Origin of the sequence: Sneathiella sp. (assembly GCF_002694385.1) — a bacterium.
Taxonomy (GTDB): domain Bacteria; phylum Pseudomonadota; class Alphaproteobacteria; order Sneathiellales; family Sneathiellaceae; genus Sneathiella.
In genome coordinates, this window is the sequence record NZ_NZMB01000009.1 from 122684 (window position 1) to 148388 (window position 25705).

The window sequence follows — 25705 nt, forward strand, 5'->3', positions numbered from 1 at the left end:
TCCGCCTCAAATAAGGGGCATAGTCGCCCCTTTCCGGCAATCAACCGACGCCTCAGTCGCGGCCGCCGAAACGCGTCTCCCATTCGGCCACTTCCGCATCGGAAAGCTTGCGGAACAAAACCTCAGGAATATCGAAGCCATGCCCGGCTTTCAGCGTCTGCAACTCCGTTTCCATATCCCGTTCGATCCAGTCTGTCTGGCTCAGCGAGAGACCAAGCGCAGCCGCCATTTTTGCCGCGGTCTCCGGAATAACCGGCGCGCTCAGAATGGCGAATAGGCGGATCAGGTTGACAGCAACACGCAGAGATTGCGCCGCCGCCTCCGGATCGGTCTTGAAGGCGGTCCATGGGGCGGCTTCTGTCAGATATTCATTGCCGAGCGCCCAAATGGCCCGCAGCTCCTGCATCGCCTTGCGGATCTGCATATCCGCCATATGGGTGTTGTACGCCTCAAGCCGTTCGGTGAGGGATTTAGCGAGCGCCGCCTCCGCCGCACCGAAACTGCCGCCTTCGGGCAAGCTATTCCCAAATTTCGAAGAACAGAATTTCAGCGTCCGGTTCACAAAATTACCAAGGATATCGGCCAGATCCTTGTTCACCGTCCCCGCAAAACCATCCCAGGTGAAGCTCGCATCCGACGTCTCCGGCGCATTGGCCAGCAAATAATAACGCCAATAGTCGGACGGCAGCAACCCGATCGCATCGGACATAAAAATACCGCGTTTCTGGCTGGTAGAAAACTTCCCGCCATAATAATTCAGCCAGTTAAACCCCTTGATGAAATCCACCATCTTCCAGGGTTCCCGGCTGCCAAGGATCGTGCCCGGGAATGTCACCGTATGGAACGGCACATTATCCTTCGCCATCACCTGTACGTAACGCACATCATCCGCATTGTACCACCAGCTCCGCCAGTCGCGATGCTGCGGATCCTCGTCGGCCCATTCTTTTGTCGCTGCAATATATTCAATGGGTGCGTCGAACCAGACATAATAGACCTTATCCTCCATACCCGCGCGATCCACCGGCACGCCCCATTTCAAATCCCGCGTGATGCCCCGGTCATTAAGTCCCTCATCGAGCCATTTCAGCGCGATGGAGGAAACCAGCACCGGCCAGCTTTCTTTATGCCGAGTGACCCATTCGCGGATTTCTTCCGCCAGCTTCGATTGCAGCAGAAAGAGATGCTTGCTCTCCCGCACCTCCAGATTGGTGCTCCCGGAAATGGCGGAACGCGGGCTCACCAGATCGGTCGGATCGAGCAGCCGCGTACAGCTTTCGCACTGATCCCCGCGCGCCTTGTCATAGCCGCAATGCGGACAAGTCCCTTCCACATAACGATCCGGCAGGAAGCGCCCATCGTCGATGGAATATACCTGACGCGTAATACGCTCCTCGATAAAGCCGTTCTCGAAGAGCTTCTTGCCGAAATGCTGGGTCAGTTCGCGGTTCTGCGGAGAGGATGAGCGACCGAAATAATCGAAGGAGAGGGCAAAGGCCTTGGCCAACTCTGCCTGCACCTGATGCTGCTCGGCACAGAATTCAGCCACATCCTGCTCTTTCTCGCGCGCCGCCAGTTCAGCAGGCGTGCCATGTTCATCGGTGGCGCAGATGTAGAGAACTTCCTCCCCGCGGGCGCGGAGATAGCGGGCGTAAAGATCGGCAGGCAGCATGGAACCGACCAGATTGCCAAGATGCTTCACGCCATTGATATAGGGCAAGGCCGAGGTAATCAGATGTCTGGTCATTTTGGCTGTGACTTTCCGCTTTTTCTCATGTCAACTACAGATGCGCCTTTTACAGGAAGAAGCCGGAGGGAGCAAAGCAAACCTTGCCGCCACAATAAAAAAGCCCCTTATACATGTAAAAAGAACGTTTTACATCGCAATACGTGACGCCAATATTAGGTTTAACTGAATATTTACCATTATTCGCTATGCTACAGGCAATGAGGGAGCCTGTTCCCTCTCTAATGGATTGGATATGAGCATGTTGTTTAGCGAAGAAACCACGAGCGCCATCCTGAAGGCCCTCGATAAATCCCTGGCTCTCATCGAATTTGAACTCGACGGCACCATCGTTGACGCCAATCAGAATTTTCTCGGCGCCATGGGATACAGCATCACTGAAATCAGAGGCAGCCACCACAGCCTGTTTGTAGACCCTGTGTACGCGGCCAGCAATGACTACCGCACTTTTTGGGACCGGCTCCGTCAGGGCGAGTTTTTTACGGATGAATTTCGCCGCCTCGGCAAGGGCGGGCGGGAAGTCTGGATCCAGGCCAGCTATCATCCCATCCTGGATGAAGCGGGCAAACCTTTCAAAGTGGTAAAATATGCAACCGACATCACGGATCAGATGAAAGCGCGCATTCAAGCCGGCGATCTTTCCGCCGATACTCAGGAAAAGGTCCAGAGCGTCGCCGGCGCTACGCAGGAAATGCAGGCCTCTATTCAGGAAATCAGCCAGAACATGAACAAATCGCAGCAGGCTGTCAGTGACATTGTCTCCAAGACGGAACAGGCGAAGCTGCTTACCTCGCGGCTTCAGGAAACCTCAAAATCCATGGAAAGCGTGGTCGAAATGATCCGTGAGATCGCGAGCAAGGTGAATCTCCTTGCCCTCAACGCCACCATTGAGGCCGCGCGCGCCGGAGAGGCCGGCAAAGGCTTCGCCGTCGTCGCTGGCGAGGTGAAGAACCTTGCCACTCAAACCTCCAAGGCAACCGACGATATCTACCAGGAAATCGTCGCCATGCAGGCCGTTTCCAATGATGTGGTCACCAGCACAGACGTCATTGCCAAATCGACTGAATCCGTCAATGAATATGTTGCCGCTGTCGCCTCGGCAATCGAGGAGCAGTCGGTGGTTACCAACGAAATCTCCCAGAATATGGAATTTTTCTCTCGCGGGATTACCGATCTTAATGACTGCGTGACCCGCCTGTCCAAGGCCGGGTAAGGGTTCCGAACGGCGACAGCAGAAATATCTAGCCTCACCGGGCCTCATCCGATAGTTTGGCGGCGGATTGCAACAGCGCTCTGCCGCCATATATTTTTGTGATGAAACCCGAACTCGACCGCACCATATCAATTGCCCCGATGATGGACTGGACGGACCGGCATGACCGGTATTTCCTGCGCCTTATCACCAAGCGCGCGCTGCTCTATACAGAGATGGTAACCACGGGGGCGATCCTGTTCGGCGATGCGGACCGCTTCCTGCGCTTCGATCCGGCGGAACAGCCGCTGGCGCTTCAGCTGGGCGGCAGCGACCCCGACGCGCTTGCAAAATGCTGCAAGATTGCCGAAAGCTACGACTATCAGGAAATTAACCTCAATGTCGGCTGTCCGTCCGACAGGGTTCAGAACGGACGCTTCGGCGCCTGCCTGATGGCGGAGCCGGAAACGGTTGCTGCCGCCGTCTCCGCCATGCAGGACGCAACCTCCCTCCCCGTCACGGTGAAGACGCGTATTGGCATCGACGATCTAGACAGCTATGACTATTTCGCGGATTTTATCGGCCGCATTGCCGAGACAGGCGTCAGCACTTTTATCGTTCATGCGCGAAAAGCCTGGTTGACCGGCCTCAGCCCGAAGGAAAACCGCACCATACCCCCGCTTGACTATGATCGGGTTTACCGGTTGAAGACGGAATTTTCAGATCTTGAGATTATTATCAATGGCGGCATCACCAGCCACGATGAGATCGAGGCCCATCTTGCAAGGGTCGACGGCGTCATGGTCGGGCGCGAAGCTTATCAAAACCCTTATTTTCTGGCTGAAATTGACCAGCGTTATTATGGCGTTGACGATGAGACGCCGGAACGGCGTGAAATCGTCGAACAGATGCTGCCCTATGTCGCGCGGGAGATGGCGGCAGGCGTGCCGCTCAACTCCATCACCCGGCATATGCTCGGCCTGTTTCAGGGGCGCCCCGGTGCCCGCGCCTGGCGGCGACATCTCTCTGAAAACGCCCATAAAAAGGACGCCGAAATTCATATCCTGACCGACGCCGCCACCCGATCGCGTTAGACCGGCTGAAAAATCCCGGCACACTTACGAATTTATTAAGGTCAACGTCACATAATCAAACTGAATTCGTCATAGCTTAACTGACGGAACAGTGATGAGACATGTGAAATCCAATTCAAGGCGATTACGTGGTAATTCCGGCCTGCATGTGCGCTGGCGAGCTCCCGTTAACTCGAGAAAAATCATATCTCTGAAAGCACATAATTCGCACCGGCTGATGAGAAGTCTTGCCCCGTTCGCATTAGTTGCCGCATTCAGTATTATGGCAGGGATTGTCATTGCCTATGCACCCCCCGTTACCCTGGACCATCTACAGTCTATTATCACGCCGGATAAAACTTCCGAAAACCATCTTGAAGGCGTCGCCCATGTTATGGATGGGGATACGATCCTAATCGACGGAACACGTGTACGGCTTGAGGGGATCGACGCACCGGAGGTAACACAGAGCTGCAAAAATCACGAAGATCAATCCTATCCTTGCGGCAAGACGGCGAAAATCCACCTGAAGGATCTGACAGGATTAGCCCTTCTTCGTTGTAAGGGCGAGGATTTAGATAATTACGGACGCTTGCTGGCAACCTGTTTTATCAATGATCGCAATATCAATGCCGCGATGGTACAAAATGGTTGGGCCGTCGCCTACAGGCAATATTCTCATAAATATGTGTTCGCCGAGCAAACGGCGAAAGCCGAAGGTCAGGGGCTCTGGCAGGGCCGTTTCGATATGCCCTGGGATTGGCGCGAGAAGAGCCGCCAGACGGTAACGATGGCACAAAACTGCACTATCAAGGGTAATATCAGCAACCGCGGCCGCATCTATCATTTGCCGGGCAGTCCGGCCTATGACAAGACGCGGATTAACACCGAGCGAGGAGAACGCTGGTTCTGCTCCGAGGAGGAGGCCCACGCCGCCGGATGGCGGACTTCCCGGGCCCTCTCCGTTTTTGATTAGCAGACCTTGCGTTATGCTTTTGCGAGCCGCCGATCGAGGCTGTAAGCGCCAGCGCCATTAGCGACGAGAAACAGAAGTCCGCCCGCGATGGCGAGATTCTTAGTAAACAGGATCATCTGCATCTGATCGGCGGGCTGGAAATGAAACAGCAGCGCGGCGACAAGACAGAAACCGGCCAGCAGGAAAGCCGCAATCCGGGTCTGCCAGCCCAGCAGAATGGCAAGCCCGCCCAACAGCTCGACAATAATCACCAGCGGCAGCAGGATTCCCGGTACGCCGATGGATTCCATATATCCGGCCGTTCCGCTATAGCCCGTAATCTTGCTGTAACCGGCCGGCACAAAAAGGACAGCCATCAAAATCCGCCCGGCAAGGTCAAAGAGGGGATTGAGTTTTTCCATGGTGATAACTCCAACTATCAGAAAGAAACAAATATGCGCCTATTTTATGTCGTTCAAATAGAATAAAAATTGAATTATTTCGGCATTTATTGTCTAAATTATCGACATGTTGAAGACAACACTCGCGCAATGGCGGATTTTCAACGCCGTTATCGACCATGGCGGATATCTGCAGGCAGCGGATAAGCTGAACCGCAGCCATTCCTCTTTGCATCACGCTGTCCAAAAATTGCAGGAAAATCTGGGAGTCGAACTTCTGCGGGTGGAGGGCAAGCAGATTTCCCTGACCCCCGTCGGCGAAGTCATGCGTCGGCGCTCGCAACTGCTGCTGGAAGACGCAACAAGTCTGGAGAGGCTGGGACAGACTGTACGCGCCGGCTGGGAAACCGAAGTCACCCTCGCGGTGGAGGGTATCTATCCCAAACGCGCCCTGATGCAGGTGTTGCGCCGGTTTCACGAACACGGTCAGGGAAGCCGTCTCAAAGTGGAAAATGTGATTCTGAACGGTGCGGTAGAAGCGATCCGAAATGCCGCCGCCGATCTCGTGATCACGCCAATTGTCCCCTCTGGATATCTCGGCACGCCGCTGATGAGCATTTCCCTGCTTCCCCTTGCGCATCGGAACCATCCACTTGTGACAACGGATGTTCCCATTGAAAGCAAGGAGTTGCAGCGCACACTTCAGATTGTCATCAGTGACCGGACCAAATCGTCCCCGCCCGCTCCTATCGGCTGGCTGAAATCGGAAGAACGCTGGACTGTCAGTGATTTTCAGCAGGCCCGCGACATCCTCCTCACCGGTGTCGGTTTCTGCTGGCTGCCAACACATATGTTCGAGGATGATCTCCTGAGCGGCGATCTGGCGCCGCTTAAAACCCGCGATCAGCTTGAACTGCTGGTGCCGCTCAGCCTCGTCCTCCCCACACCGGAAAAGCTGGGCCCGGCCGGGCGGCTTCTCGCGAAATTTATCCGTGAAACCGCCAGCAGCAGGAAAGCCTGACGCCGTCAGCGCGCCTGGGAGTGATATTCCTCGTTCGGCATCATATCAATGGCCATTGCCATGCGGTTGCTCATATTGAAAAAACCGATAGTGGACGCAATGTCCCAGATATCCCGGTCCGTCCAGCCCGCATCGCGGAGCGCCTGACGGTCGCTCTCCTCAATTTCTTCCGGCGTCTTGGTCAGCTTGTAGGTGAAATCGAGCATCGCCTTCTGCTTGGCGGGTAATTCCGCCGCCCGGTAATTCATGACCATCAGTTCGCCCAGTTTGGGATCGCCCGAAAGCTCGCGCACCGCCGCGCCATGGGCGGTCAGGCAGTAGTAACAATGATTGACCGAAGAGACGACAACCGCGATCATTTCACGCTCCAGCTTGCTAAGGCCGGAATCGCCCAGCATCAAATCGCCATACATGTCGGAAAAGGCGCGCAGCTTTACCGCATCGAAGCTGTAGGAGGCCAGTACATTCGGCACCATGCCCAGCTTCTCGTCACAGAGCGCGAAATATTTCTGCGTTGCCGGATCCAATTCTTCGCGGGCCGGAACGGGAACTCCCTTCAGGGCATGAATATATTTTGGCTGTGACATGGCGTATCTCCCTTTGATGTTTGTTTATGCGCGTTCTGTTACCCGTTCTGCCCGCGATGCCGGAGCAAATGATCGGCCAACACACAGGCCATCATCGCTTCCCCCACCGGGACGGCGCGGATGCCGACGCAAGGATCATGCCGACCCTTGGTCAGGATTTCCGTCTCATTTCCCTGCACGTCAACGGTCGCGCGCGGCGTCAGGATGGAAGATGTCGGCTTAACGGCAAAGCGGACAATGATGTCCTGACCGCTTGAAATTCCGCCCAGAATACCGCCCGCATGATTGCTTAAAAATCGCGGAAAGCCGTCATTGCCGCTGCGCATTTCATCGGCGTTTGTCTCTCCAGTCAGCGCGGCGGCGGAAAAACCATCGCCGATTTCCACGCCCTTCACCGCATTGATGGTCATCATCGCCTGCGCCAGATCGGAATCGAGCTTGCCATAGATCGGCGCGCCAAGGCCTGCCGGAACGCCGGAGGCAACCACCTCGATCACCGCGCCGACGGAAGAACCGGCCTTGCGGATACCATCCAGATAATCTGTCCATTCCCCAACGATGCCAGGATCAGGCGACCAGAAGGGATTGTTATCAATCTCGTCAAATGTGGCGCGGGACCGATCAATCGGCTTGTCGCCGATCTGGATCAAATAGCCGGTAATCCGGATGGAGTCACCCAGCACCTTACGGGCTATGCCCCCCGCCGCAACGCGCGCCGCCGTTTCCCGCGCACTGGAACGGCCGCCGCCGCGATAATCGCGGATGCCATATTTGCTATAATAGGTATAGTCCGCATGGCCGGGGCGGAATTTATTCTTGATATCCCCATAGTCCTTTGACCGCTGGTCAACATTCTCGATCATCAGGCTGATCGGCGTTCCGGTGGTTTTGCCTTCAAACACACCAGAAAGGATCTTTACCGCGTCAGGTTCGCGCCGCTGGGTGGTAAAGCGATTCTGGCCCGGTTTACGGCGATCCATCCAATGCTGCAATTCGTCTTCTCTGACCTCCAGCAGCGGCGGACAACCATCAATCACGCAGCCAAGTGCGGGCCCGTGGCTTTCGCCCCAGGTGGTCACCCGGAACAGATGGCCGAAACTGTTATGGGACATACATCTTTCCGTTCAATTTTATGAAACGCCTATGGCGCACTTATTTTTCGATATCCGGCGCATCCACCGCTTTCATGCCGACCACGTGATATCCAGCATCGACATGGTGGGTTTCCCCACTCACTCCCGCGCCAAGGTCGCTCAGCAGATAAAGAGCGGAATTACCCACATCCCCGATTGTCACATTGCGTTTGAGCGGCGAGTTATATTCATTCCATTTCAGGATGTAGCGGAAATCGCCTATGCCGGAAGCCGCCAATGTTTTGATCGGGCCGGCCGAAAGGGCATTCACGCGGATACGATTCTTGCCCATTTCCATGGCGAGATAGCGTGTTGCCGCTTCAAGCCCCGCTTTCGCGACCCCCATGACGTTATAATGCGGAACAACCCGTTCGGCCCCGTAATAGGTAAGCGTTACCATGCTGCCGCCGTCTGTCATCAACGCCGCCGCGCGCTTTGCCGTCGCAATGAAAGAAAAACAGGAAATATCCATGGTCATGGCGAAATTTTCCCGCGTTGTATCGGAAAAATTACCGCGGAGCTGGTTCTTGTCGGAAAAGCCGATGGCATGAACGAAATAATCAATCTTGCCCCATTTTTCCTTCAGCGCCGCAAAGGCCGCATCCATTGATGCATCGCTCGTCACGTCACATTCCAGGACAGTGTCCGAACCCACAGATTCCGCAAGCGGAACCACCCGCTTGCCAAGGGCTTCCCCCTGATAGGTAAAGCCGATCTCCGCCCCCTGGCTGTACAAGGCCTGCGCAATACCCCAGGCCAACGAATGATTGTTGGCCACCCCCATGATAAGGCCCTTCTTGCCTGCCATAAGTCCGTTATGCTGCGTCATCCGCACCCCCTGATTACCATCTACAAAACTCGCTATAAACTCGCGTATGCCTCTTTTTATCGCGCTTGTCCGGGGCAGTCAAAAGACTTATTGCGCCTTGAAACGGCCCTTAACCGGCGTTCAGGCGGGAGCGGGCGTCGTAAGGATGGCTTTCCGCCCATTTCTCCACCCAGTCCTTGAGTTCCTTATCCTGCTTGTCGGGAAGAACAACCTTCAGCTTGACGAGTTGATCGCCGCGTCCGCCATCTTTGGAGCCAATGCCCTTGCCTTTGAGGCGTAGCGTCGTGCCGGTATTGGAGCCCGGCGGCACCTTCAGATTGACGGTCCCATCCACGGTCGGCACCTTGACTGTCGCTCCCAGCACCGCCTCCGGCAGGCTGATGGGCAACTCGATCAAAACATTCTGCCCATCGCGGCGGAAAAAACTGTGCGGCCGCACGGTTACATTGATCAGGATATCGCCACTCGGGCCGCCTGCGACACCGGCTTCGCCCTGGCCACGCAGGCGTATCTGCTGACCGTCGATAACACCTGGTGGAATTGCGACATCCAGCGTCCGGCCACCATCGCCCATGGTCAGGCGGCGCTTTTCGCCAAGGGCCGCCTGGAGAAAATCAAGTTCGATGGCGAATTTCCGGTCCCGGCCCTTTTCCGGCACCCGACCCCGGAAGCCACCGCCCCGGAAATTGCCAAATATTTCGGAAAAAATATCTTCTGCTCCGCCAAAGCCACCCCCCGCAGCCGACCCCCGTCCGCCGCGAAAGCCGGCCATGCGCTCCTGCCCGCTTTCGTCAATCTCGCCATTGTCATACCGCGCCCGCTGCTTTTCATCGCCGAGGATGGAATAGGCGGCGGAGATTTCCTTGAACTTCTCCTCCACCTTCGTATCGCCGGGGTTGGTGTCCGGATGATGTTTCTTCGCCAGCTTGCGATAGGCAGATTTGATGTCCTGCTGGCTCGCCCCTTTCGCCACACCAAGAATACTGTATAAATTCTTCATATTCTGTCATTTCCGGCGCTGCTCGCACCGTCCGAATTCATCATGATCTTCCGCATAATATAAAACTTTTGTCTTAGGATTTAACTAATTGACGCGGTTGATCTGTCTTTTTTCCTGATGGGTCAGACTTTCTTCCAGTCCGGCAAGGGCGGCGGCGGCCTCCGAAGACCCATTGGCCCGCGCTTTGTCCCACCAGTACCAGGCGCGCACCCGGTCTCGCGGCACGGCCTGCCCAGCATTGAATAGAGCCCCCAGGCGATATTGCGCCTCCGCATTGTTCTGTTCGGCAAGCTGCGCCCAGATCCCGAGGGACGTCTGATATTCCCGAAGCTGATAAGCAAGCGCCGCCATTTCCAGGCGTTCCGCCGTGCTGAGACCGCCACCATAGGGCGCCGCGCCCGCCGGAGGCTGCGGCATCGGCGGCGGCACATTGACGGCCGTGACCGCGCCCATGGGCGCGGCGGCAACATCAGGTTTGTCCTTGGCGACAGGCTTCGACGCCATTGCTCCGGCTTGTGCTTGAATTTGGGGCTGCGATTGCGTCTTTGGTTTTGCGGCCGTTTCCATATCGCTGGAAAGTTCGGCCTGCGTCCCGGAATCCGGGGCAGCTGCGACAACTTCGTTCGCAGGCGTTGCAGTTTGCTCCTCTGCCGTCTGCTTGGCCGCGTTGCCCGCCCCAACAGTCACGGGCGCCTCCGCGGTCTTTTCCTGGCCGCCCATCAGAGAACGGATGGCATCATAAAAACTTTTCTTCTGAACAGGTTTCGGCTCCTCCGCCTTGGCGGCGGCATTTGCGGCCGCCACCTGCGCCGGTTTTTCAGGCTCCGCCAGGCCCGGCAGCTTTTCCGTTATGGCGGGCGGCGGCGTCTCGGTCGCCTGTCTATCCGGCTTCTCCTTCGCCAGCAAGACGATTTCTCCCTGCATATTTACGGCCTGTTCCGGCGTAATGTTCAGCTTCTGGCCAAGCGCCGCGGCCTTCTTTGCCGACTGTGGGTGCCCAGCCTGCGCCGCGATTGCGAACCAGCCCAGCGCCATGCGTTCATTTTTCTTCACCCCGAGGCCGTTTTCCAGCAACAGAGCAAGATTATACTGGGAAATCACATGCCCCTGCTGCGCCGCCTGTGCGAACCAGTTCGCGGCCTGCGCATAGTCCTGCTCTACCCCCTCACCCGCGAGATACATGCCCGCCACATTGGCCTGCGCCCGATCAAAGCCGAGCGTTGCTGCCCGCTTATACCAGGTCATGGCTTTCTGATAATCCTGCTCGACCCCGAGACCACGGCGGTACATATGGCCAATATTGCGCATTGCCGCCGGGTCGTTATTACGGGCCAGCGGCAGCCATTCATCAAAGGCCTTCTTGTAGTTTTCGGCTTCATAGGCTTTGACGCCTGCCTGAAAATCCGCCAGGGCAGGCGTCCCCGATGCCAGCAAGGCGACCACGAGGGCCGTCATTGCCAGGCCCGCCTTTAAATCTCCGTATCGTTTCATAAAGCCGTATCCGGCCCCCGCCTGATAATGCGAAAGGCCTCTTTGTTCCGCTATCTCATGTCATGATCTGCCAGGAGCCATCGGGCTGCCGACAGGCGGTACCATACCCCTTTTCGAGCTTGCCGCCAACTTCAATGGTCTGCTGGAATTCACGGCAGTAACGGCCGTCCACATGATTGCCTTCGCGCACGGGCGTGATGGAACCGGAATTGCCGCTCTGCGGGTTGCTCCAGTTAATGGTCTGACCCATTGGAGCCGTTGTGGCCGCCCTTTCGGCGCGGTCAATCTCTGCCCGGTCCGCCGCATCGAGCGATTTGCCCACCTCGCTGCCGATCATCGCGCCCACCAGCGTGCCGACGCCAACNGCCACCATCTGNCCGGTCCCCTTGCCNAACACAGACCCCAGAAGTGCGCCGCCGATACCGCCNATAATGGCGCCGCCGGTGGTTTTCGGATTATCCTGGCTGGCGCAACCGGACAGNGNAAGTGCGGCCGCCACNGCCGTGACCATCAGNAGCNTCGATTTATGCATCNTCATAATCCTTNTCATCGCAATTTCACCCTGATCTGATTTTCCGATCTCTNCGGCATCGCAATCGGTCGCCCGCCCGACNCCTTGAACGAGGGCGTAAATCTCNTTGATTTCCCCNCATTCTAAATGAAACGGCAGCGGTCGACAATTCCGTCGCNAAAGATTAAGTTGGCATGGAATTGCGGCAAAGCAATGGCATGACGGATGACCGGAAATGACTGTGAAAAGCTATGAAGANCTTCTTGCCGAGTTTCGNGTNTGGATGGCGGAAGCGGAGGAAAACGAACCCAACGATCCAACGGCGATGGCNCTNGCGACNACAGATNCGNCNGGCCNGCCCTCCGTCCGCATGGTGCTNCTGAAAGCNGCGGATGANCAGGGGTTCGTCTTTTATACCAATTTTGGCAGCCAGAAGGGCANCGAACTGCTGGCCACGCCGAAGGCCGCTCTCTGCTTTCACTGGAAGTCGCTGCGCAGGCAGNTTCGCGTGCAGGGCCGGGTGGAAAAAGTGAGTGATGCGGAAGCCGATGCCTATTTCGCCAGNCGGCCGCGTGACAGTCGCATCGGCGCCTGGGCCAGNCAGCANTCCCGCCCGATGGAAGGGCGTTTCACGNTGGAGACGGAAGTNGCAAAATACGCNGCAAAATANGCCATCGGAACTATTCCACGGCCCGATTACTGGTCCGGCTTTCGCGTCCTGCCNGAGCGGATNGAATTCTGGCGCGACCGCCCGTTTCGCCTGCATGAACGNCGCCTCTATGAAAAACAGNCNGATGGCTGGCATGAAAGCCTTCTTTTCCCGTAATGCCGTGACACGTCGTCTTCATTCCTGGGCAGCATCAANGNCAGGCGTTATATCCATACCATGACAGACATTTCCCATGATAACGGCCTNCCGCCGGATGATCCGCAGAAGGACAANGGNCGTCTCATGCGCAGCGCCACCTATGCAGCGGTCGGTGTCGCAATTACTCTGATCGTCATCAAACTCGNGGCCTATCTCGCCACCAATTCNGTCGCCATGCTGTCAACACTGGTGGACAGCNCGCTTGACCTTGCGGCATCNCTGGTCAANCTCTTCGCCGTTCGTCAGGCNCTTGTTCCTGCNGATCGCGATCACCGTTTCGGTCATGGCAAAGCGGAATCGCTNGCCGGGCTTTTCCAGTCGGCNATCATTGCCGGNTCCTCCGCCTTTTTGNTGTTTCAAGCCGGGGAGCGGCTGCTGCATCCCNAACCGATCCTGGCGGAGCAAACCGGCATNCTCGTNATGNTGATNTCCATTGNNCTNACCCTCNNCCTNNTCGCCTANCAGCGNTACGTCATTCGTAAAACAACGTCTCTCGCGATTTCCGCCGATTCNCTGCATTATNTCGGGGATCTGCTGATCAATGGCGGCGTGATTGCCGCCCTNGTNCTNGGCAGNAGTTTTGGCTGGCTTCGCGCCGACGGGATTATCGCNATCGGCATTGCCGNCATCCTCGGCTATAGCGCCTGGCNGATTATCCGCGCCGCNCTTGCCGAACTGATGGATGAGGANCTNGGCNANGAAGANCGNGNNNNGATNANGGANATNGCCNNGNCNGAGAANGGCGTTCTCGGCATTCACGATCTGCGCACCCGCCGCTCCGGCCAGCANATATTCATGCAGATGCATCTNGATATCGACGGCAGCATCAGCCTCCGCGNNGCNCATAGCTATTTCNGATGCGGTGGAAATNCGGCTGATGCAGGCGTTTCCNGAAGCCGAAGTGATCATCCACCAGGACCCTATTCGNNCCAACGANCCCTCGTCTCTGGATCAATAGCATCGTCATCGACATAATTCTTTATATGACAGCATGTTAGTGTTACATTGATATGAAAAACAGCCCCGTGAGGTGCAAGATGTATTTCAAGAATATCCTCGTTCCCCTGTCCGGCGCAGCTAATGATTGCGACACGGCTGCCCTTGAAAGCGCCTTTAATCTGGCCAGCCGTTTCGGCGCCCATGTCAATGCGCTGCATATCAAGATAGACCCCCGCACTGCCGCCGCCTTTGTGGGGGAGGGTATGACCTCCACCATGATCGAAAGTGTCATCGATATGGCCGAAAAAGAGGGGCAGGATCGCCGTCAGCGAGCCCATGCGACATTTGACAAGGTCACAGCCGCCCTGCAGGTGCCCCTTGTCACCAATATGGCCGATCGACCCAATGCAACCGGCGCCTCGGCCCGCTTTGTCGAAATGCAGGGCAATAGTGAGGACACCATCCACAGCTATGGGCGGCTGTTCGATCTGATCATCATCTGCAAGCAGGAAGGCGAAGAGCAGATCAGCAACTCCCTGCTGATCAACACCGCACTGCGCGAAACGGGACGGCCGGTGCTGCTGCTTGACAGCACCCAGCCCCATGACATGGGCAAGCGCGTGGCGTTCGCCTGGAACGGCTCGGTAGAGGCGAGCCGCGCCCTCTCCTATTCACTGCCCTTCCTGCAAACGGCCGAGAATGTCACGCTGATTTCCGCCATAGACGATCTGGATGAAGCCATCTACCCCGAAGCAGTGCAGCGCTATCTCGCCATGTATGGCGTGACGGCGGACCGCTGCGAGATCAGCGGCACAAACGGCAAGTCGACGGCCGAATCAATCATTGCTGCGGCCACAAAAAGCAATGCCGATCTGCTGGTGATGGGCGCGTATACACGCAGCCGCCTGCGCCGCCTGTTTTTTGGCGCGGTGACAGAGGAAATCCTGAACAACTGTCCTATTCCGGTATTTATGGCCCACTAGAACGGCGCTCTCTATTCTGCCGGACGCCGCTTCTGCAGTGCAACCGGGACACAATCGCGGACTTCCGCCATGATTGCGACCTTTTGTCCCCTTGCCATCGGGCCGCTGAAAGCGATATGCAGTGAACTGACGAGATTAGAATAACTAAAACCAAGAGGCCGCCGATGGATTACGACAGCATATTTGAGCAGGCGATTGCCGCGCTCAGGGAAGAAAAGCGCTATCGTGTCTTCACCGAGTTGGGACGCCATGCCGGTGACTTTCCAAAGGCAACGCGCTATCTTGACTCAGGCGAAACCCAGGATATCACCATCTGGTGCTCCAACGACTATCTTGGCATGGGACAGCATCCGGATGTACTGAAAGCCATCAAGGACGCCACCGATAGCTACGGCGCCGGGGCGGGCGGCACGCGCAATATTTCCGGCAATACGCGGATGATTTGCGAGTTGGAACGCGAACTCGCCGATCTGCATGGCAAGGAAGCCGCGCTTGTTTTCACTTCCGGTTTCGTGTCCAACGATGCGACCCTCTCCACGCTTGGCAAACTGCTGCCCGGCTGTGTCATCCTGTCCGATGAACTCAACCATGCCTCTATGATCGACGGTGTGCGCCATTCCGGCTGCGAGAAACGGATTTTCCGCCACAATGACGTGCGCGATCTGGAAGACAAGCTTAAGAGTATTGATCTGGATCGGCCGAAGGTGATTGCCTTTGAATCCGTTTATTCCATGGATGGCGATATTTCGCCCATCCGCGAGTTCTGCGATCTCGCCGAAAAGTACAATGCCATGACCTATCTCGATGAAGTCCATGCGGTTGGCCTCTATGGCCCACGCGGCGGCGGCGTGGCAGAACGTGAAGGGCTTATGCACCGTCTCGACATTATCGAAGGCACCCTCGGCAAGGCGTTCGGTGTGGTTGGCGGTTTCATTACCGGCAAGGCGCATGTGGTCGATGCTATCCGCTCCTATGCGCCCGGCTTCATCTTCACCACGACCCTCTCCCCCGTCATGTCCGCCGGCGCCCTCGCCAGTGTGCGGCATCTGAAAAAGAGCCAAGCGGAGCGGGAGCGGCATCAGGAACGCGCCGCAACTCTCAAAAAATTATTGACCGAGGCCGGGCTGCCCGTGCTTCCTTCCGTCACCCATATCGTGCCGCTGATGGTCTATGATGCGGAGCTTTGCAAGCAGGCGAGCGACATGCTGCTCGATGAATACGGCATTTATATCCAGCCGATCAACTACCCCACCGTGCCGCGCGGGCTGGAACGCCTTCGCATCACACCTACGCCCTTTCACAGCGATGCGATGATGGCCGAACTGGTCGGCGCGCTGAAAGACATCTGGAGCCGGCTGGAAATTCGTCAGGCCGCCTGACACAGCCGCTCCATCAAGGCGGGCTGGTTTCCTCCCTGCCAGTCCCGCCTTCCCCCTTTTCCGGTTGCCTGCCCATTGGCGCGCCCGTTTCAGACGAAGAAATCCGGCAGCAAATCGGCTTCATCGACGCCCTCATGGCGATATTTTGCGAAATCCGTCACACCGGCCTCGCGCAATACCTCATCATCAATACAGAAATTGCCGGTAAATTCCCGGGCCGTTCTGGTCAGGATCACATGTGCGGCATCGGCCATGATCTCCACCTTGCGGCACCGTTTGCGTATGTCCGCCCCGCCGCCAATCATATCTATGGCCGCCGTTGCAATCGCCGTCCTCGGCCAGAGAGCGTTAAAGGCGATACCGGCTTTTTTGAATTCATCCGCCATGCCGAGAACGCAGAGGCTCATACCATATTTCGCCATGCTGTAGGCCACATGCGGAGAAAACCAGTGCGCCTCGAAATTCAGTGGCGGCGACAGGTTCAGCACATGCGGATTGTCTGACTTTTTAAGATAAGGGATGGCTTTCTGGGAACAGAGATAGGTGCCGCGCACATTGATCTGATGCATCAGATCATAACGTTTCATGGGGGTTTCCAGCGTGCCGGTCAGGCTGATAGCGGAAGCGTTGTTGACGAGAATGTCAATGCCGCCGAAGACGCGCGCCGCTTCTGCCATCGCGGCCTCTACCACCGCCTCCTCACGCACGTCAACCACAAGGGGCAGCGCCCGGCCGCCCGCGGCCTCGATTTCCGCCGCCGCGCTATGGATGGTACCGGACAATTTCTTGTGCGGTTTGTCGGTTTTGGCGGCGATGACCACATTGGCGCCGTCTGCCGCCGCCCGTTTACCGATAGCGAGGCCGATCCCGCGGCTCGCGCCCGTTATAAAAAGCGTTTTGCCTGCCAGATCCGCCATCGCTGTTCTCCTAGATCATTTAATTGCCTTTATAGACGGGACGGCGCTTTTCCTTGAAGGCCGTCACGCCTTCCGCCCAGTCATTGCTGGAAGCGCAGAAGGCGAACCCTTGCGCTTCCAGTGAAAGCTGTTCTTCCAGTGAATGCTGGAGCGAATGGTTGAGAAGCTGCTTGGTGCGGCCAATGGCGACCGTCGGGCCATTGGCGAGCCGCTTGGCCAGCTTGGCCGTCTCACTCTCCAGATCATCCGTCGGCACGACAAAATTGATGAGACCAAGATCCTTCGCCGTCTCCGCATCAAAGCGGTCGCCCAGCATGGCGATTTCCATCGCTTTTTTCATGCCAACAACACGTGGAAGCATGAACGTGCCGCCCCCGTCCGGCGAGGTGCCAATGCCGATATAAGCAAGTGTCACGAAGGCATCTTCAGAAGCAATGACCATATCACAGGCCAGCAGCAGGGACAGGCCGAACCCGGCCGCGCCACCGCGCACGCTGGCGATAATCGGTTTTGGCATCCGCAGCATTGTAAGAATGGTCGGTGTCAGCGTATGAATGCGCTTTTCGAACATCTTGAGACGCTCATCCGGGCTGAGGCTGGCCATTTCGCTGAATGATTTAACGTCGCCGCCCGCCTGGAAATGTTCGCCCGCACCACGAATGATGATGCAGCGGACGTTATCATCGCGTTCATACTCTACGAGCCGGTCATAGAGCGCACTCCGCATCTCCATTGAAAGGGCGTTGCGGGCCTCCGGCCGATTGAGGGTCAGAGTGGCAATCCCGTCCTTCACCTCCGCAAGAAGATCATTCGTCATATCATTGTTTCCTGTTGTATTTTATTGATTATATCCGGCCTTCACTAAGGACCGGAATGTCAGGCGACGGCGCGGTGACGCTCCCCGGTTGTCCGGAATTTCCAGACGCCATCATCTCCCATCAGACGTTCCAGCAAACCTTCGCCAATCAGATAATGACAGTGCGCCAGCCCTTCGGCAATCCCCATTCCTTTGTCTTTGTCATTCAATTCCCGTTCGAACAGGACCGGCAGCAGATCATGGGCCGATTGTGGCGAGGAACAGGCCATCAAAAGCCGGTTCAATCGGTCGTTATGATGGCTGCGGTAATAATCAAGCTGGTTATGCAGTCCGAAGAAGACATCGTTATGCGCCGGGAGAACCAGCGTATCTCTGGGGAGTTTTTCAAATATATCAATGGAATCGATGAATTTCTTCAGCGGGTTTGCAAAAGGTTCGCTGGGATAGATGCCGATATGCGGCGTGATCCGCGGCAGCACCTGGTCACCGGAAATGAGTATTCCCTCTTCCGCTGCATATAGGCAGGCATGTTCCGGTGAATGGCCGCAACCGACAACAACCTGCCATTTGCGATTGCCGATCGACAGGATATCCCCATCCTCAAGGCGGTTAAAGCTGAGCGGAACGGGTGAGACAGCGGTTTTAAAATAATTGAAGCCCTTCTCGCGCACCCGCTTCAGCATCCCTTCGTCAAAACCGACGGAGCTGTAGTGATCCATCACGGCCTGCGGGGTTTCTTCCGCGGCTTCCAGATAAAGCATCCGGCCGAAATTCCATTCGCTGAAGGTCATGCTCAGGTGGATATTCCACTTATGGCAGATCCAGCCTGCCTGCCCCAGATGATCGGGATGAAAATGCGTGCAGATCAGCCGTGTGATCGGTTTGCCCTTTAGATGGGTAGCAAAGATATGCCGCCACAGATCACGAATTTCTTTTGTATTGAGCCCCGTATCGACGAGCGTCCAGCCGTCTGTATCTTCGATCAGATAAAGATTTATATAATCTAGGCCGGGAATGGGAATGGGCATACGCACCCAGAAAAGACCGTCGCGGATCTCCATCACCTCGCCGTCCCCCGGTCGGGTTTCCAGCGGGTAAGTTATTTCATCATATATCATCTACACATGTCCTGATGGCGGCTCAGCAGTATACTCGCCGCTCTTATTACAAACATTGTATTTAACGTTGACGTTAACGTCAAATCCTGTTGTGCCTTACGCGGAAAGCTGCTCTTCATCAATGGCGAACAGCATGGCAGGGCCGTCCATCACCGGGCCGAGCAAGGCCGTCGCCGTGGGCAGAATCTGGGCCATGAAGAAGCGGGCCGTGATGATCTTTGCCTTAAGGAAATCGGTATCCTCCGCCCCCTCTTGCAGCAGTGCCCGCGCCTTCAGCGCCGAACGGCCGAGCAGATGCGCACCCACCGTTGTCGCAAACATACGCAAGTACGGCGTCGCCCCGGCCGGAGCGGCATTCGGATCATTGGGGGCATTGCTGTAAAGCCAGTCGGTCGCGTCTTTAAGGGCACTCAGAGCCAGATTGAGCTGCACCGACATCGCTGCCATGTCATCTCCTGCCTCGCCAAGCTGTTTCACCGTCACGGCGATTTCGGCGAACATGTCGCGCACCGGCTCCCCGCCCTGCAAGGACAGTTTGCGCCCGACCAGGTCGAGGGCCTGGATGCCATTCGTCCCTTCATAGATCGGCAGGATACGGGCATCGCGATAATATTGCCCGACGCCCGTCTCCTCGATAAAACCCATACCGCCATGCACCTGCACTGCCTGAGAGGCCATTTCCACCCCGAGATCCGTGCACCAGGCCTTGGAGAGCGGCGTCAGCAACTCGGCCAGCCCCATCGCCTTCTCTCGGGCCTCTGCATCAGCACCGTGATGCGCCCGATCAAGCGCCGCGCCATTGAGATAGATCAGGCAACGCATAGCCTCTACATGCGCGCGCATGGTCATCAACATGCGCCGCACATCTGCATGATGAACGATCGCCGCCATCTCGCCCTTGGCCATGCCGGGGGCCTGCCCCTGCTTGCGCTCGCGGGCATATTCCACCGCTTTCTGATAGGCGCGTTCAGCAATCGCCAGCCCCTGCACCCCGACATTAAGGCGCGCATTGTTCATCATGGTGAACATGCAGGCCATGCCTTTATTTTCCTCACCCAGCAGATAGCCGACACAATCCCCATTATCGCCATAGGACATGACCGCCGTCGGGCTTGCATGAATGCCGATCTTTTCTTCCAGCGAGACGCACTTGAGATCGTTGCGCTTGCCGAGTGTTCCATCCTCATTGACAAGATATTTCGGCACGATGAACAGCGAGATGCCTTTCGTGCCCGCGGGAGCCCCCGGCGTACGGGCCAGCACCAGATGAATGATATTCTCGCTCATCTCATGTTCGCCATAGGTGATGAAAATCTTCTGTCCGGAAATACGCCAGCTTCCGTCCTCGGCCGGCTCCGCTTTTGAACGCAGCGCCCCGACGTCCGACCCCGCCTGACTTTCGGTCAGGTTCATTGTTGCCGACCATTCCCCGCTCACCAGTTTTTTGAGATATGTCTTCTGCTGCGCCGATGTTCCGTGCGCCAGAATGCTTTCAATCGCCCCCTGCGTCAGCAGCGGACAAAGAGAGAAGGCAAGGTTTGCCGAATTCCACATCTCGACCGTCGCAAGGGTCAGTGCCTGCGGCAAGGAACCACCATCGAAAGCCTCGGGAGCCGAAACGCCATTCCAACCGCCTTCAACAAACTGCTGATAGGCTTCCGTCCAGCCTTTCGGGGTCGTGACAACGCCATCCGCAACGCGAGAACCTTCATTATCCCCGGGCTTGTTCAGTGGTGACAGGACATTTCCGGCAAATTTCGAGGCTTCTTCCAATATGGCATCCACCACATCGCTTTCCACATGGGCGAATCCTTCCAGCTTCGACAGCCCGTCTATATCAGCGACGGTGTCGAGCACAAAGCGCATATCTTTGACGGGCGCACGATATTCAGCCATGGAGGATCCCCTTTCGATCTGCTAATTTCTTGCCTTTTGGTATCAGAAACCGCTAATTGTTATGGCATATTCGCGAGCGGGAAAAAAGTATTTACAGATATTCCGCAACTGCGGCCCCATATATGGTTTCCATGAAGAGTGATACGGGAACAATGAGAATATTCAAGGCGGACAAGAACGGCATTCAGGCGGCGGCGGAAAAAATCCGGCAGGGCGAATTGATTGCCTTCGCGACGGAGACCGTCTATGGCCTTGGCGGCGACGCCAGCAATGACCGCGCCGTGGCCGCCATATATGAGGCCAAGGGCCGACCGAGCTTCAATCCGTTGATCATCCATGTTCCTTCCCTTGCCATCGCACGCGAATATGTGGAATTCACGCCTTTGGCCGAGCGGCTGGCGCAGAAATTCTGGCCGGGCGCCCTCACCCTCGTTCTGCCGCGCCGCAAAGGTTGCCCCGTTTCCCTGCTGGCAAGTGCGGGGCTGGATACCCTCGCCATTCGCGTGCCGGGCCACCGCCTCGCCCTTGAGTTCCTCACGGCGTGCGACCGACCTATCGCCGCCCCCAGCGCCAACCCGTCCGGCGGAATCAGCCCGACCACCGTCCACCATGTGGCGAGCGGACTTGAGGGTCGGATTGCCGGTATTCTGGATGGGGGATCCTGCGCTATCGGTGTGGAAAGCACCGTTGTCGGCTTTCACGAAGGAAGTCCTGTCCTGCTGCGCCCCGGCGGTATTTCCCTTGAACTTCTGGAATCCTGTTCCGGACCCGTCCGTATCCATCAGGGGGATGGCAGCACGCCCAGTCCCGGCATGCTGCAAAGCCATTATGCGCCCAATGCTGCGGTTCGTCTTAACGCCACCAGTAAAATGCCCGGCGAGGCTTATATTGCCTTTGGCCGTGACTATGACCAGATTGCCGATGTCAACCTGAGCCTGACCGGCGACCTGACGGAGGCCGCCTCGCTCCTTTTTTCAGCGCTGCATCTGATGGATGAAATGAATTTTTCCCGTATTGCGGTCGGCCCCATTCCCGACATCGGGCTCGGCCGGGCCATCAATGACCGCTTACGCCGCGCCGCCGCGCCGCGTGACAACCGGCAGGTGGTCAACCAATGACGGTAATCGAAAAATTCCGCGCCATCGTCGGCGAGAAGAATGTGATTACAGAGGCAGCAGACATGCAGGCCTATGTCACGGAATGGCGCGACAAGTTCATTGGCCGCGCCCGGGCGGTGGTGCTTCCCAAATCAACGGAGGAAGTCGCCGAAATTGTCCGCATCGCGGCGGAGATGAAAACCCCACTGGTGCCGCAAGGCGGCAATACCGGCCTTGTCGGCGGCTCTATTCCTTTTATGGGCGCCGATGAGGTCATTCTCTCCACCCGCCGGATGAACAAGGTGCGGGAGGTGGACCGGCTGAACGGCACACTCACCGTCGATGCGGGCTGCATTCTGGCTGATCTGCAACAGGTGGCGGAGGAAAACGGCTTCATCTTTCCATTGCGCATCGGATCGGAAGGCAGTTGCCAGATCGGTGGTAATATCTCCACCAATGCGGGCGGCGTGCAGGTCCTTCATTACGGCAATACGCGCGAACAGGTTCTTGGCCTTGAGGTGGTGCTACCCGACGGGCGCATCTGGGACGGGCTCACGGGTCTGCGCAAGGACAATACTGGCTATGACCTGAAGCAGCTTTTTATCGGTGCAGAAGGCACCCTTGGCATTGTCACCGGTGCGGTGGTCAAAATGTACCCGCGTCCGAAATACCAGCAGGTGGCGCTGGCCGCCGTGCCGTCAGTCGACGCGGCGATCGAGTTTCTCGGCCTTGCGCGCGCCATGAGCGGCGATCAGGTGACAGCGATTGAACTGATCCCGCGCATCTGCGTTGATATGGTGGTCCGCCATGTCCCGAATTTCACCGACCCCATGCCCGCCCGCTATGACTGGCATGTACTCATTGAGCTGTCCTCAAGCGCAACGCCGGATCTGGCCGGATTAATGGAAAGAATCCTCGCCGCCGCCTTCGAGCAGGAAATTGTTCTGGATGCCATCGTCCCGGCAAGCGACGCACAGCAGCAAAAGCTATGGCAACTGCGCGAAGAAATTTCAGCCGCGCAAAAGCCTGAAGGCGGCAGCATCAAGCATGATATCTCCGTTCCCGTCTCCCGCTATGCCGATTTCATTCGCGAGGCGGATATCGCCGTCAGAAAGATCGTGCCGGGCTTCCGCTCCGTCGCGTTCGGGCATATTGGCGATGGCAATGTGCATTACAACCCGCTGCAACCGGTGGATATGGACAAGGAAGTTTATCTCTCCCATTGGGAGGAAGTGAGCCGCGCTGTACATGATATCGCGGTAAGGATGCGCGGCTCCATCAGTGCCGAACATGGCATCGGCCGCCTGAAGGCGGACGATCTGGTACATTATAAACCGGCGGTGGAGATTGACCTGATGCGGCGGATCAAGAAGGCGCTCGACCCTGACGGAATCATGAATCCGGGCAAACTGCTGAAATAAACCGCCCACACATCACTCAGAACAACGATTTCTGCATAAACAGCTCTGTTTTCGGTTCCGCTACAAAGGGCAGGATATCTGCGGCCGCCACGGGATGGGAAAAGAGATAGCCTTGCGCGTGATGGCAGTTTTCTTCCCTCAACATTTGCGCCTGCTGCGCTGTTTCCACCCCTTCGGCCATGACCGTCAGACCGAGGCTTTGACCGAGAGAGATAATCGTGCGGGTAATGACCGCATCATCCGCATCTACCCCGAGGCCGTCGATAAAGGTCTTGTCAATTTTAAGCGTCGAAACGGGAAGCTGGCGCAGATAGGCGAGGCTGGAATAGCCTGTCCCGAAATCATCAATGGAGAAGCTGACGCCCAGATTACGCAAGGTGCGAAAGTTTTTCAGTGTCTGTTCCGGGTTATCCATAATGACGCTTTCCGTCACCTCCAGCTCCAAAAGATGCGCCGGACAACCGGTATCAATCAACGTCTTGCGGATCAGATCGACGAAATCATCATTCTGGAAGATGGAAAGCGACAGATTGACGGCAATGCGGAATCCGTCCGCCCCCGCATCCAGCCACTCCTTGCGCTGGCGACAGGCCTGGTGCAACACCCACTCACTCATCGGCGCGATCAGACCGGAGCTTTCAGCGACCGGAATGAATTCATTGGGCGCAACGAAATTGCCCGCTTCCCGCTGCCAGCGGACCAGCGCTTCCACCCCGACAATATCACCGGTGGTCAGGCTGACCTGCGGCTGAAAATGGAGCGACAGATCATTGCGCCGGATGCCCGTGCGCAATGCATTATTCATTTCCACCCGGGCATTGATATCGCTCGCGATCTCTTTGTTATAAAAGCAAAAATAGCTGCCGTTGTGAACCTTGAGATTGGCCAGAGCAATATTGGTGTTGCGCCATAATGCGGCGGCATTGTCCGCATCCGCCGGATAGATGGCAAGGCCGATCCGCGGGCTGATATGCGGCAGATTTTCCCGCCCCGCGAGGCCCTGTTCGAATAATCGGTGAATGGTTTTGGGGATCTGCTTCAAATCACGATCCCGGGCATAGGGCAGGCAAAGGCCAAAACCGTTACCTGATGTCCGGGCCAGGGCAATCGCTTTCGGGAACAGCCGGGTCAGCCGCTCGGAAACATATTGCAGCAGCGCATCGCCCGCGTCATGGCCAAGCGCGATATTCAGTTCCGGCAGATGCTCCAGCGTGAATTGCACCACGGCGAATTTACGCGCCATTGGCTTGGCCACCGTTTCGATGTGACTTTGTACGTCACTTCTGAATTTTGCACGGCTGTCGAGCCCGGTCAGGCTGTCATTGAAGGCCAGCCGCTTGATTTCCTCGAACATATCCGCATTTTCAAGGCCAAGAGTGATATTGGCGCAGATCAGCTCAATCTGGCGGGATTCAAGGAAGCTGAGCGGCGCGCGGTTCTGCAACAGGACAATTCCCTTCAGATGATCGTCGCGGCGAATGCAAAGGATGCTGAAAGTATCGGTGAAGATATTCTCCCGCGCCAGGGTAGCGCTCAAGGTCGTCTCGAACAGCTTCTCATCCACCACTTCGGCCAGCCGCTGCTTGGCGGCCGGGGCGTAAATGCCCTTGCCCGCCGTGATCGTCAGTTCCCCCGAATGCTCGTTCGGAATGGCGAACAGACAATCCTCCACATCCTTGCAGATCACCTGAAGCTGGGTCAGAATGGTGAGGCAGAAATCCTCCACCGAGCGGACATCGTAAAGTTCGCGGGTGATGTCGAGAATGGTCTGGAGGGATTGCTTGCTGTCCTCTTCGGAAATCAGCCGCTCATAGGCTTGCAGGGCAATGGTGAGGCTGGTAAACAGTTTCGGCAGATTGATCGCGGAAATATCGCGATAATCGCTGACATCATATTCTAAAAACGAACGCGCATCGCCGCCTGTTTCCGTCATCTCGCCCAGCAGGACGATGCGGATGGTACGGTTACCCGCCTCCTGTCGCAGCCGCTTTACAAGCGCGAGCCCCGCCTCCGCCTTGTCCCCGGAAACATCAATGATCAAGACCGCCGTATCCGGGTTTTCCTCCAGCATGCGGGCGGCAGACATCGCCGTATCGGCGATCATGAAAACCACGGGCACATGCCCGAAAACAAAAGTATCGAGCGAGCCGTATGGGTCGCCATTCTTCGGAATGTTGATGGATACAAGCAAGACTTTGCGTCTTGCACTGCCTTCCGCCGGGCGCTTACGCGCGGCAAGACCGAACGGTGCGCCTCCTTGTAATCCCTGTGTCATCATACTACGCATACGCTTGGCTACTGAACTCACGCCATCATGAGTCATATGGTTA

General features: G+C 56.8%; 21 protein-coding genes and 2 pseudogenes. 10 read left to right on the forward strand and 13 right to left on the reverse strand.

The window, feature by feature from the left end; all coding sequences use genetic code 11:
• Positions 1 to 52: 52 nt before the first annotated feature.
• A pseudogene (gene metG / locus CMN55_RS04360) lies at positions 53 to 1756 on the reverse strand (methionine--tRNA ligase); the annotation flags it as partial.
• A 226-nt stretch (positions 1757 to 1982) separates the two neighbouring features.
• Between metG and CMN55_RS04365 the strand changes: the two are divergent.
• The 3 genes from CMN55_RS04365 (at position 1983) to CMN55_RS04375 (ending at position 4988) form a co-directional block, all read left to right on the forward strand.
• Positions 1983 to 2960, forward strand: a complete 978-nt coding sequence (locus CMN55_RS04365; protein ID WP_293948317.1) for a methyl-accepting chemotaxis protein — start codon at positions 1983 to 1985, stop codon at positions 2958 to 2960.
• A 101-nt stretch (positions 2961 to 3061) separates the two neighbouring features.
• The gene (dusA, locus tag CMN55_RS04370) at positions 3062 to 4033 is read left to right on the forward strand and encodes a tRNA dihydrouridine(20/20a) synthase DusA (protein WP_293948376.1); all 972 of its coding nucleotides are present in this window, start codon (positions 3062 to 3064) and stop codon (positions 4031 to 4033) included.
• A gap of 94 nt (positions 4034 to 4127) precedes the next feature.
• Positions 4128 to 4988 carry a thermonuclease family protein gene (locus CMN55_RS04375; RefSeq protein ID WP_293948318.1) on the forward strand — a complete coding sequence of 287 codons (861 nt, stop codon included), beginning with the start codon at positions 4128 to 4130 and terminating at the stop codon, positions 4986 to 4988.
• An 11-nt stretch (positions 4989 to 4999) separates the two neighbouring features.
• Here the strand turns inward: CMN55_RS04375 and CMN55_RS04380 are convergent, their stop codons facing one another.
• Positions 5000 to 5389 (reverse strand): DoxX family protein, encoded by a 390-nt coding sequence (locus CMN55_RS04380; RefSeq protein WP_293948319.1) that lies wholly within the window; start codon positions 5387 to 5389, stop codon positions 5000 to 5002.
• 106 nt (positions 5390 to 5495) lie between these two features.
• On the opposite strand from CMN55_RS04380, the gene CMN55_RS04385 reads away from it, so the two are divergent.
• On the forward strand, positions 5496 to 6389 hold the full coding sequence (locus CMN55_RS04385) for a LysR family transcriptional regulator (RefSeq protein WP_293948320.1): 894 nt from the start codon (positions 5496 to 5498) through the stop codon (positions 6387 to 6389).
• Positions 6390 to 6394: 5 nt separating this feature from the next.
• Here the strand turns inward: CMN55_RS04385 and CMN55_RS04390 are convergent, their stop codons facing one another.
• The 6 genes from CMN55_RS04390 to CMN55_RS17440 form a co-directional block, all read right to left on the reverse strand.
• The gene (locus tag CMN55_RS04390) at positions 6395 to 6976 is read right to left on the reverse strand and encodes a peroxidase-related enzyme (protein WP_293948321.1); all 582 of its coding nucleotides are present in this window, start codon (positions 6974 to 6976) and stop codon (positions 6395 to 6397) included.
• Between the two features lie 38 nt (positions 6977 to 7014).
• The gene (gene aroC / locus CMN55_RS04395; RefSeq protein WP_293948322.1) at positions 7015 to 8088 is read right to left on the reverse strand and encodes a chorismate synthase; all 1074 of its coding nucleotides are present in this window, start codon (positions 8086 to 8088) and stop codon (positions 7015 to 7017) included.
• Between the two features lie 40 nt (positions 8089 to 8128).
• Complete coding sequence (gene fabI, locus CMN55_RS04400; protein WP_293948323.1) at positions 8129 to 8938, reverse strand: enoyl-ACP reductase FabI; 810 nt, start codon at positions 8936 to 8938, stop codon at positions 8129 to 8131.
• A 109-nt stretch (positions 8939 to 9047) separates the two neighbouring features.
• Positions 9048 to 9938 carry a J domain-containing protein gene (locus CMN55_RS04405; RefSeq protein ID WP_293948324.1) on the reverse strand — a complete coding sequence of 297 codons (891 nt, stop codon included), beginning with the start codon at positions 9936 to 9938 and terminating at the stop codon, positions 9048 to 9050.
• An 84-nt stretch (positions 9939 to 10022) separates the two neighbouring features.
• On the reverse strand, positions 10023 to 11429 hold the full coding sequence (locus tag CMN55_RS04410; RefSeq protein ID WP_293948325.1) for an SEL1-like repeat protein: 1407 nt from the start codon (positions 11427 to 11429) through the stop codon (positions 10023 to 10025).
• Positions 11430 to 11484: 55 nt separating this feature from the next.
• Positions 11485 to 11979 carry an RT0821/Lpp0805 family surface protein gene (locus CMN55_RS17440; RefSeq protein ID WP_459253641.1) on the reverse strand — a complete coding sequence of 165 codons (495 nt, stop codon included), beginning with the start codon at positions 11977 to 11979 and terminating at the stop codon, positions 11485 to 11487.
• A gap of 196 nt (positions 11980 to 12175) precedes the next feature.
• On the opposite strand from CMN55_RS17440, the gene pdxH reads away from it, so the two are divergent.
• The 4 genes and pseudogenes from pdxH to hemA all read left to right on the forward strand — a co-directional run bounded on the left by pdxH (position 12176) and on the right by hemA (position 16109).
• Positions 12176 to 12766 carry a pyridoxamine 5'-phosphate oxidase gene (pdxH, locus tag CMN55_RS17065; protein WP_366931968.1) on the forward strand — a complete coding sequence of 197 codons (591 nt, stop codon included), beginning with the start codon at positions 12176 to 12178 and terminating at the stop codon, positions 12764 to 12766.
• Positions 12767 to 12892: 126 nt separating this feature from the next.
• A pseudogene (locus CMN55_RS17070) lies at positions 12893 to 13783 on the forward strand (cation diffusion facilitator family transporter).
• A gap of 62 nt (positions 13784 to 13845) precedes the next feature.
• Entirely contained in the window at positions 13846 to 14730 is an 885-nt protein-coding gene (locus CMN55_RS04420; RefSeq protein WP_293948327.1) for a universal stress protein, read from the forward strand.
• 164 nt (positions 14731 to 14894) lie between these two features.
• Positions 14895 to 16109, forward strand: a complete 1215-nt coding sequence (gene hemA, locus CMN55_RS04425) for a 5-aminolevulinate synthase (RefSeq protein WP_293948328.1) — start codon at positions 14895 to 14897, stop codon at positions 16107 to 16109.
• A gap of 89 nt (positions 16110 to 16198) precedes the next feature.
• Here hemA and CMN55_RS04430 read toward each other — a convergent pair whose 3' ends face one another.
• The 4 genes from CMN55_RS04430 to CMN55_RS04445 all read right to left on the reverse strand — a co-directional run bounded on the left by CMN55_RS04430 (position 16199) and on the right by CMN55_RS04445 (position 20857).
• On the reverse strand, positions 16199 to 17026 hold the full coding sequence (locus tag CMN55_RS04430; RefSeq protein ID WP_293948329.1) for an SDR family oxidoreductase: 828 nt from the start codon (positions 17024 to 17026) through the stop codon (positions 16199 to 16201).
• A gap of 19 nt (positions 17027 to 17045) precedes the next feature.
• Entirely contained in the window at positions 17046 to 17843 is a 798-nt protein-coding gene (locus tag CMN55_RS04435) for an enoyl-CoA hydratase/isomerase family protein (RefSeq protein ID WP_293948330.1), read from the reverse strand.
• A gap of 59 nt (positions 17844 to 17902) precedes the next feature.
• The gene (locus CMN55_RS04440) at positions 17903 to 18961 is read right to left on the reverse strand and encodes an MBL fold metallo-hydrolase (protein WP_293948331.1); all 1059 of its coding nucleotides are present in this window, start codon (positions 18959 to 18961) and stop codon (positions 17903 to 17905) included.
• 96 nt (positions 18962 to 19057) lie between these two features.
• A complete protein-coding gene (locus tag CMN55_RS04445; protein ID WP_293948332.1) occupies positions 19058 to 20857 on the reverse strand; it encodes an acyl-CoA dehydrogenase in 1800 nt (599 codons plus the stop codon).
• A 152-nt stretch (positions 20858 to 21009) separates the two neighbouring features.
• On the opposite strand from CMN55_RS04445, the gene CMN55_RS04450 reads away from it, so the two are divergent.
• The gene (locus CMN55_RS04450; RefSeq protein WP_293948333.1) at positions 21010 to 21975 is read left to right on the forward strand and encodes an L-threonylcarbamoyladenylate synthase; all 966 of its coding nucleotides are present in this window, start codon (positions 21010 to 21012) and stop codon (positions 21973 to 21975) included.
• Entirely contained in the window at positions 21972 to 23375 is a 1404-nt protein-coding gene (locus tag CMN55_RS04455; RefSeq protein ID WP_293948334.1) for an FAD-binding oxidoreductase, read from the forward strand. Before CMN55_RS04450 ends, CMN55_RS04455 begins: the two co-directional genes overlap by 4 nt.
• A 16-nt stretch (positions 23376 to 23391) precedes the next feature.
• On the opposite strand, the gene CMN55_RS04460 is transcribed toward CMN55_RS04455, so the two are convergent.
• On the reverse strand, positions 23392 to 25683 hold the full coding sequence (locus CMN55_RS04460; RefSeq protein ID WP_293948335.1) for a putative bifunctional diguanylate cyclase/phosphodiesterase: 2292 nt from the start codon (positions 25681 to 25683) through the stop codon (positions 23392 to 23394).
• Positions 25684 to 25705: the final 22 nt, after the last annotated feature.

Bases quoted from the DNA above. Each gene is read 5' to 3' on its own strand.
- CMN55_RS04365 (WP_293948317.1), top strand. From the start codon at position 1,983: ATGAGCATGTTGTTTAGCGAAGAAACCACGAGCGCCATCCTGAAGGCC.
- hemA (WP_293948328.1), top strand. From the start codon at position 14,895: ATGGATTACGACAGCATATTTGAGCAGGCGATTGCCGCGCTCAGGGAA.
- CMN55_RS04390 (WP_293948321.1), bottom strand. From the start codon at position 6,976: ATGTCACAGCCAAAATATATTCATGCCCTGAAGGGAGTTCCCGTTCCG.
- CMN55_RS04435 (WP_293948330.1), bottom strand. From the start codon at position 17,843: ATGACGAATGATCTTCTTGCGGAGGTGAAGGACGGGATTGCCACTCTG.
- fabI (WP_293948323.1), bottom strand. From the start codon at position 8,938: ATGACGCAGCATAACGGACTTATGGCAGGCAAGAAGGGCCTTATCATG.
- CMN55_RS04410 (WP_293948325.1), bottom strand. From the start codon at position 11,429: ATGAAACGATACGGAGATTTAAAGGCGGGCCTGGCAATGACGGCCCTC.
- CMN55_RS04385 (WP_293948320.1), top strand. From the start codon at position 5,496: ATGTTGAAGACAACACTCGCGCAATGGCGGATTTTCAACGCCGTTATC.
- CMN55_RS04445 (WP_293948332.1), bottom strand. From the start codon at position 20,857: ATGGCTGAATATCGTGCGCCCGTCAAAGATATGCGCTTTGTGCTCGAC.
- CMN55_RS04455 (WP_293948334.1), top strand. From the start codon at position 21,972: ATGACGGTAATCGAAAAATTCCGCGCCATCGTCGGCGAGAAGAATGTG.
- CMN55_RS04430 (WP_293948329.1), bottom strand. From the start codon at position 17,026: ATGGCGGATCTGGCAGGCAAAACGCTTTTTATAACGGGCGCGAGCCGC.
- CMN55_RS04380 (WP_293948319.1), bottom strand. From the start codon at position 5,389: ATGGAAAAACTCAATCCCCTCTTTGACCTTGCCGGGCGGATTTTGATG.
- CMN55_RS04405 (WP_293948324.1), bottom strand. From the start codon at position 9,938: ATGAAGAATTTATACAGTATTCTTGGTGTGGCGAAAGGGGCGAGCCAG.
- CMN55_RS04420 (WP_293948327.1), top strand. From the start codon at position 13,846: ATGTATTTCAAGAATATCCTCGTTCCCCTGTCCGGCGCAGCTAATGAT.
- aroC (WP_293948322.1), bottom strand. From the start codon at position 8,088: ATGTCCCATAACAGTTTCGGCCATCTGTTCCGGGTGACCACCTGGGGC.
- CMN55_RS04450 (WP_293948333.1), top strand. From the start codon at position 21,010: ATGAGAATATTCAAGGCGGACAAGAACGGCATTCAGGCGGCGGCGGAA.
- CMN55_RS04440 (WP_293948331.1), bottom strand. From the start codon at position 18,961: ATGATATATGATGAAATAACTTACCCGCTGGAAACCCGACCGGGGGAC.
- dusA (WP_293948376.1), top strand. From the start codon at position 3,062: ATGAAACCCGAACTCGACCGCACCATATCAATTGCCCCGATGATGGAC.
- CMN55_RS04375 (WP_293948318.1), top strand. From the start codon at position 4,128: ATGAGACATGTGAAATCCAATTCAAGGCGATTACGTGGTAATTCCGGC.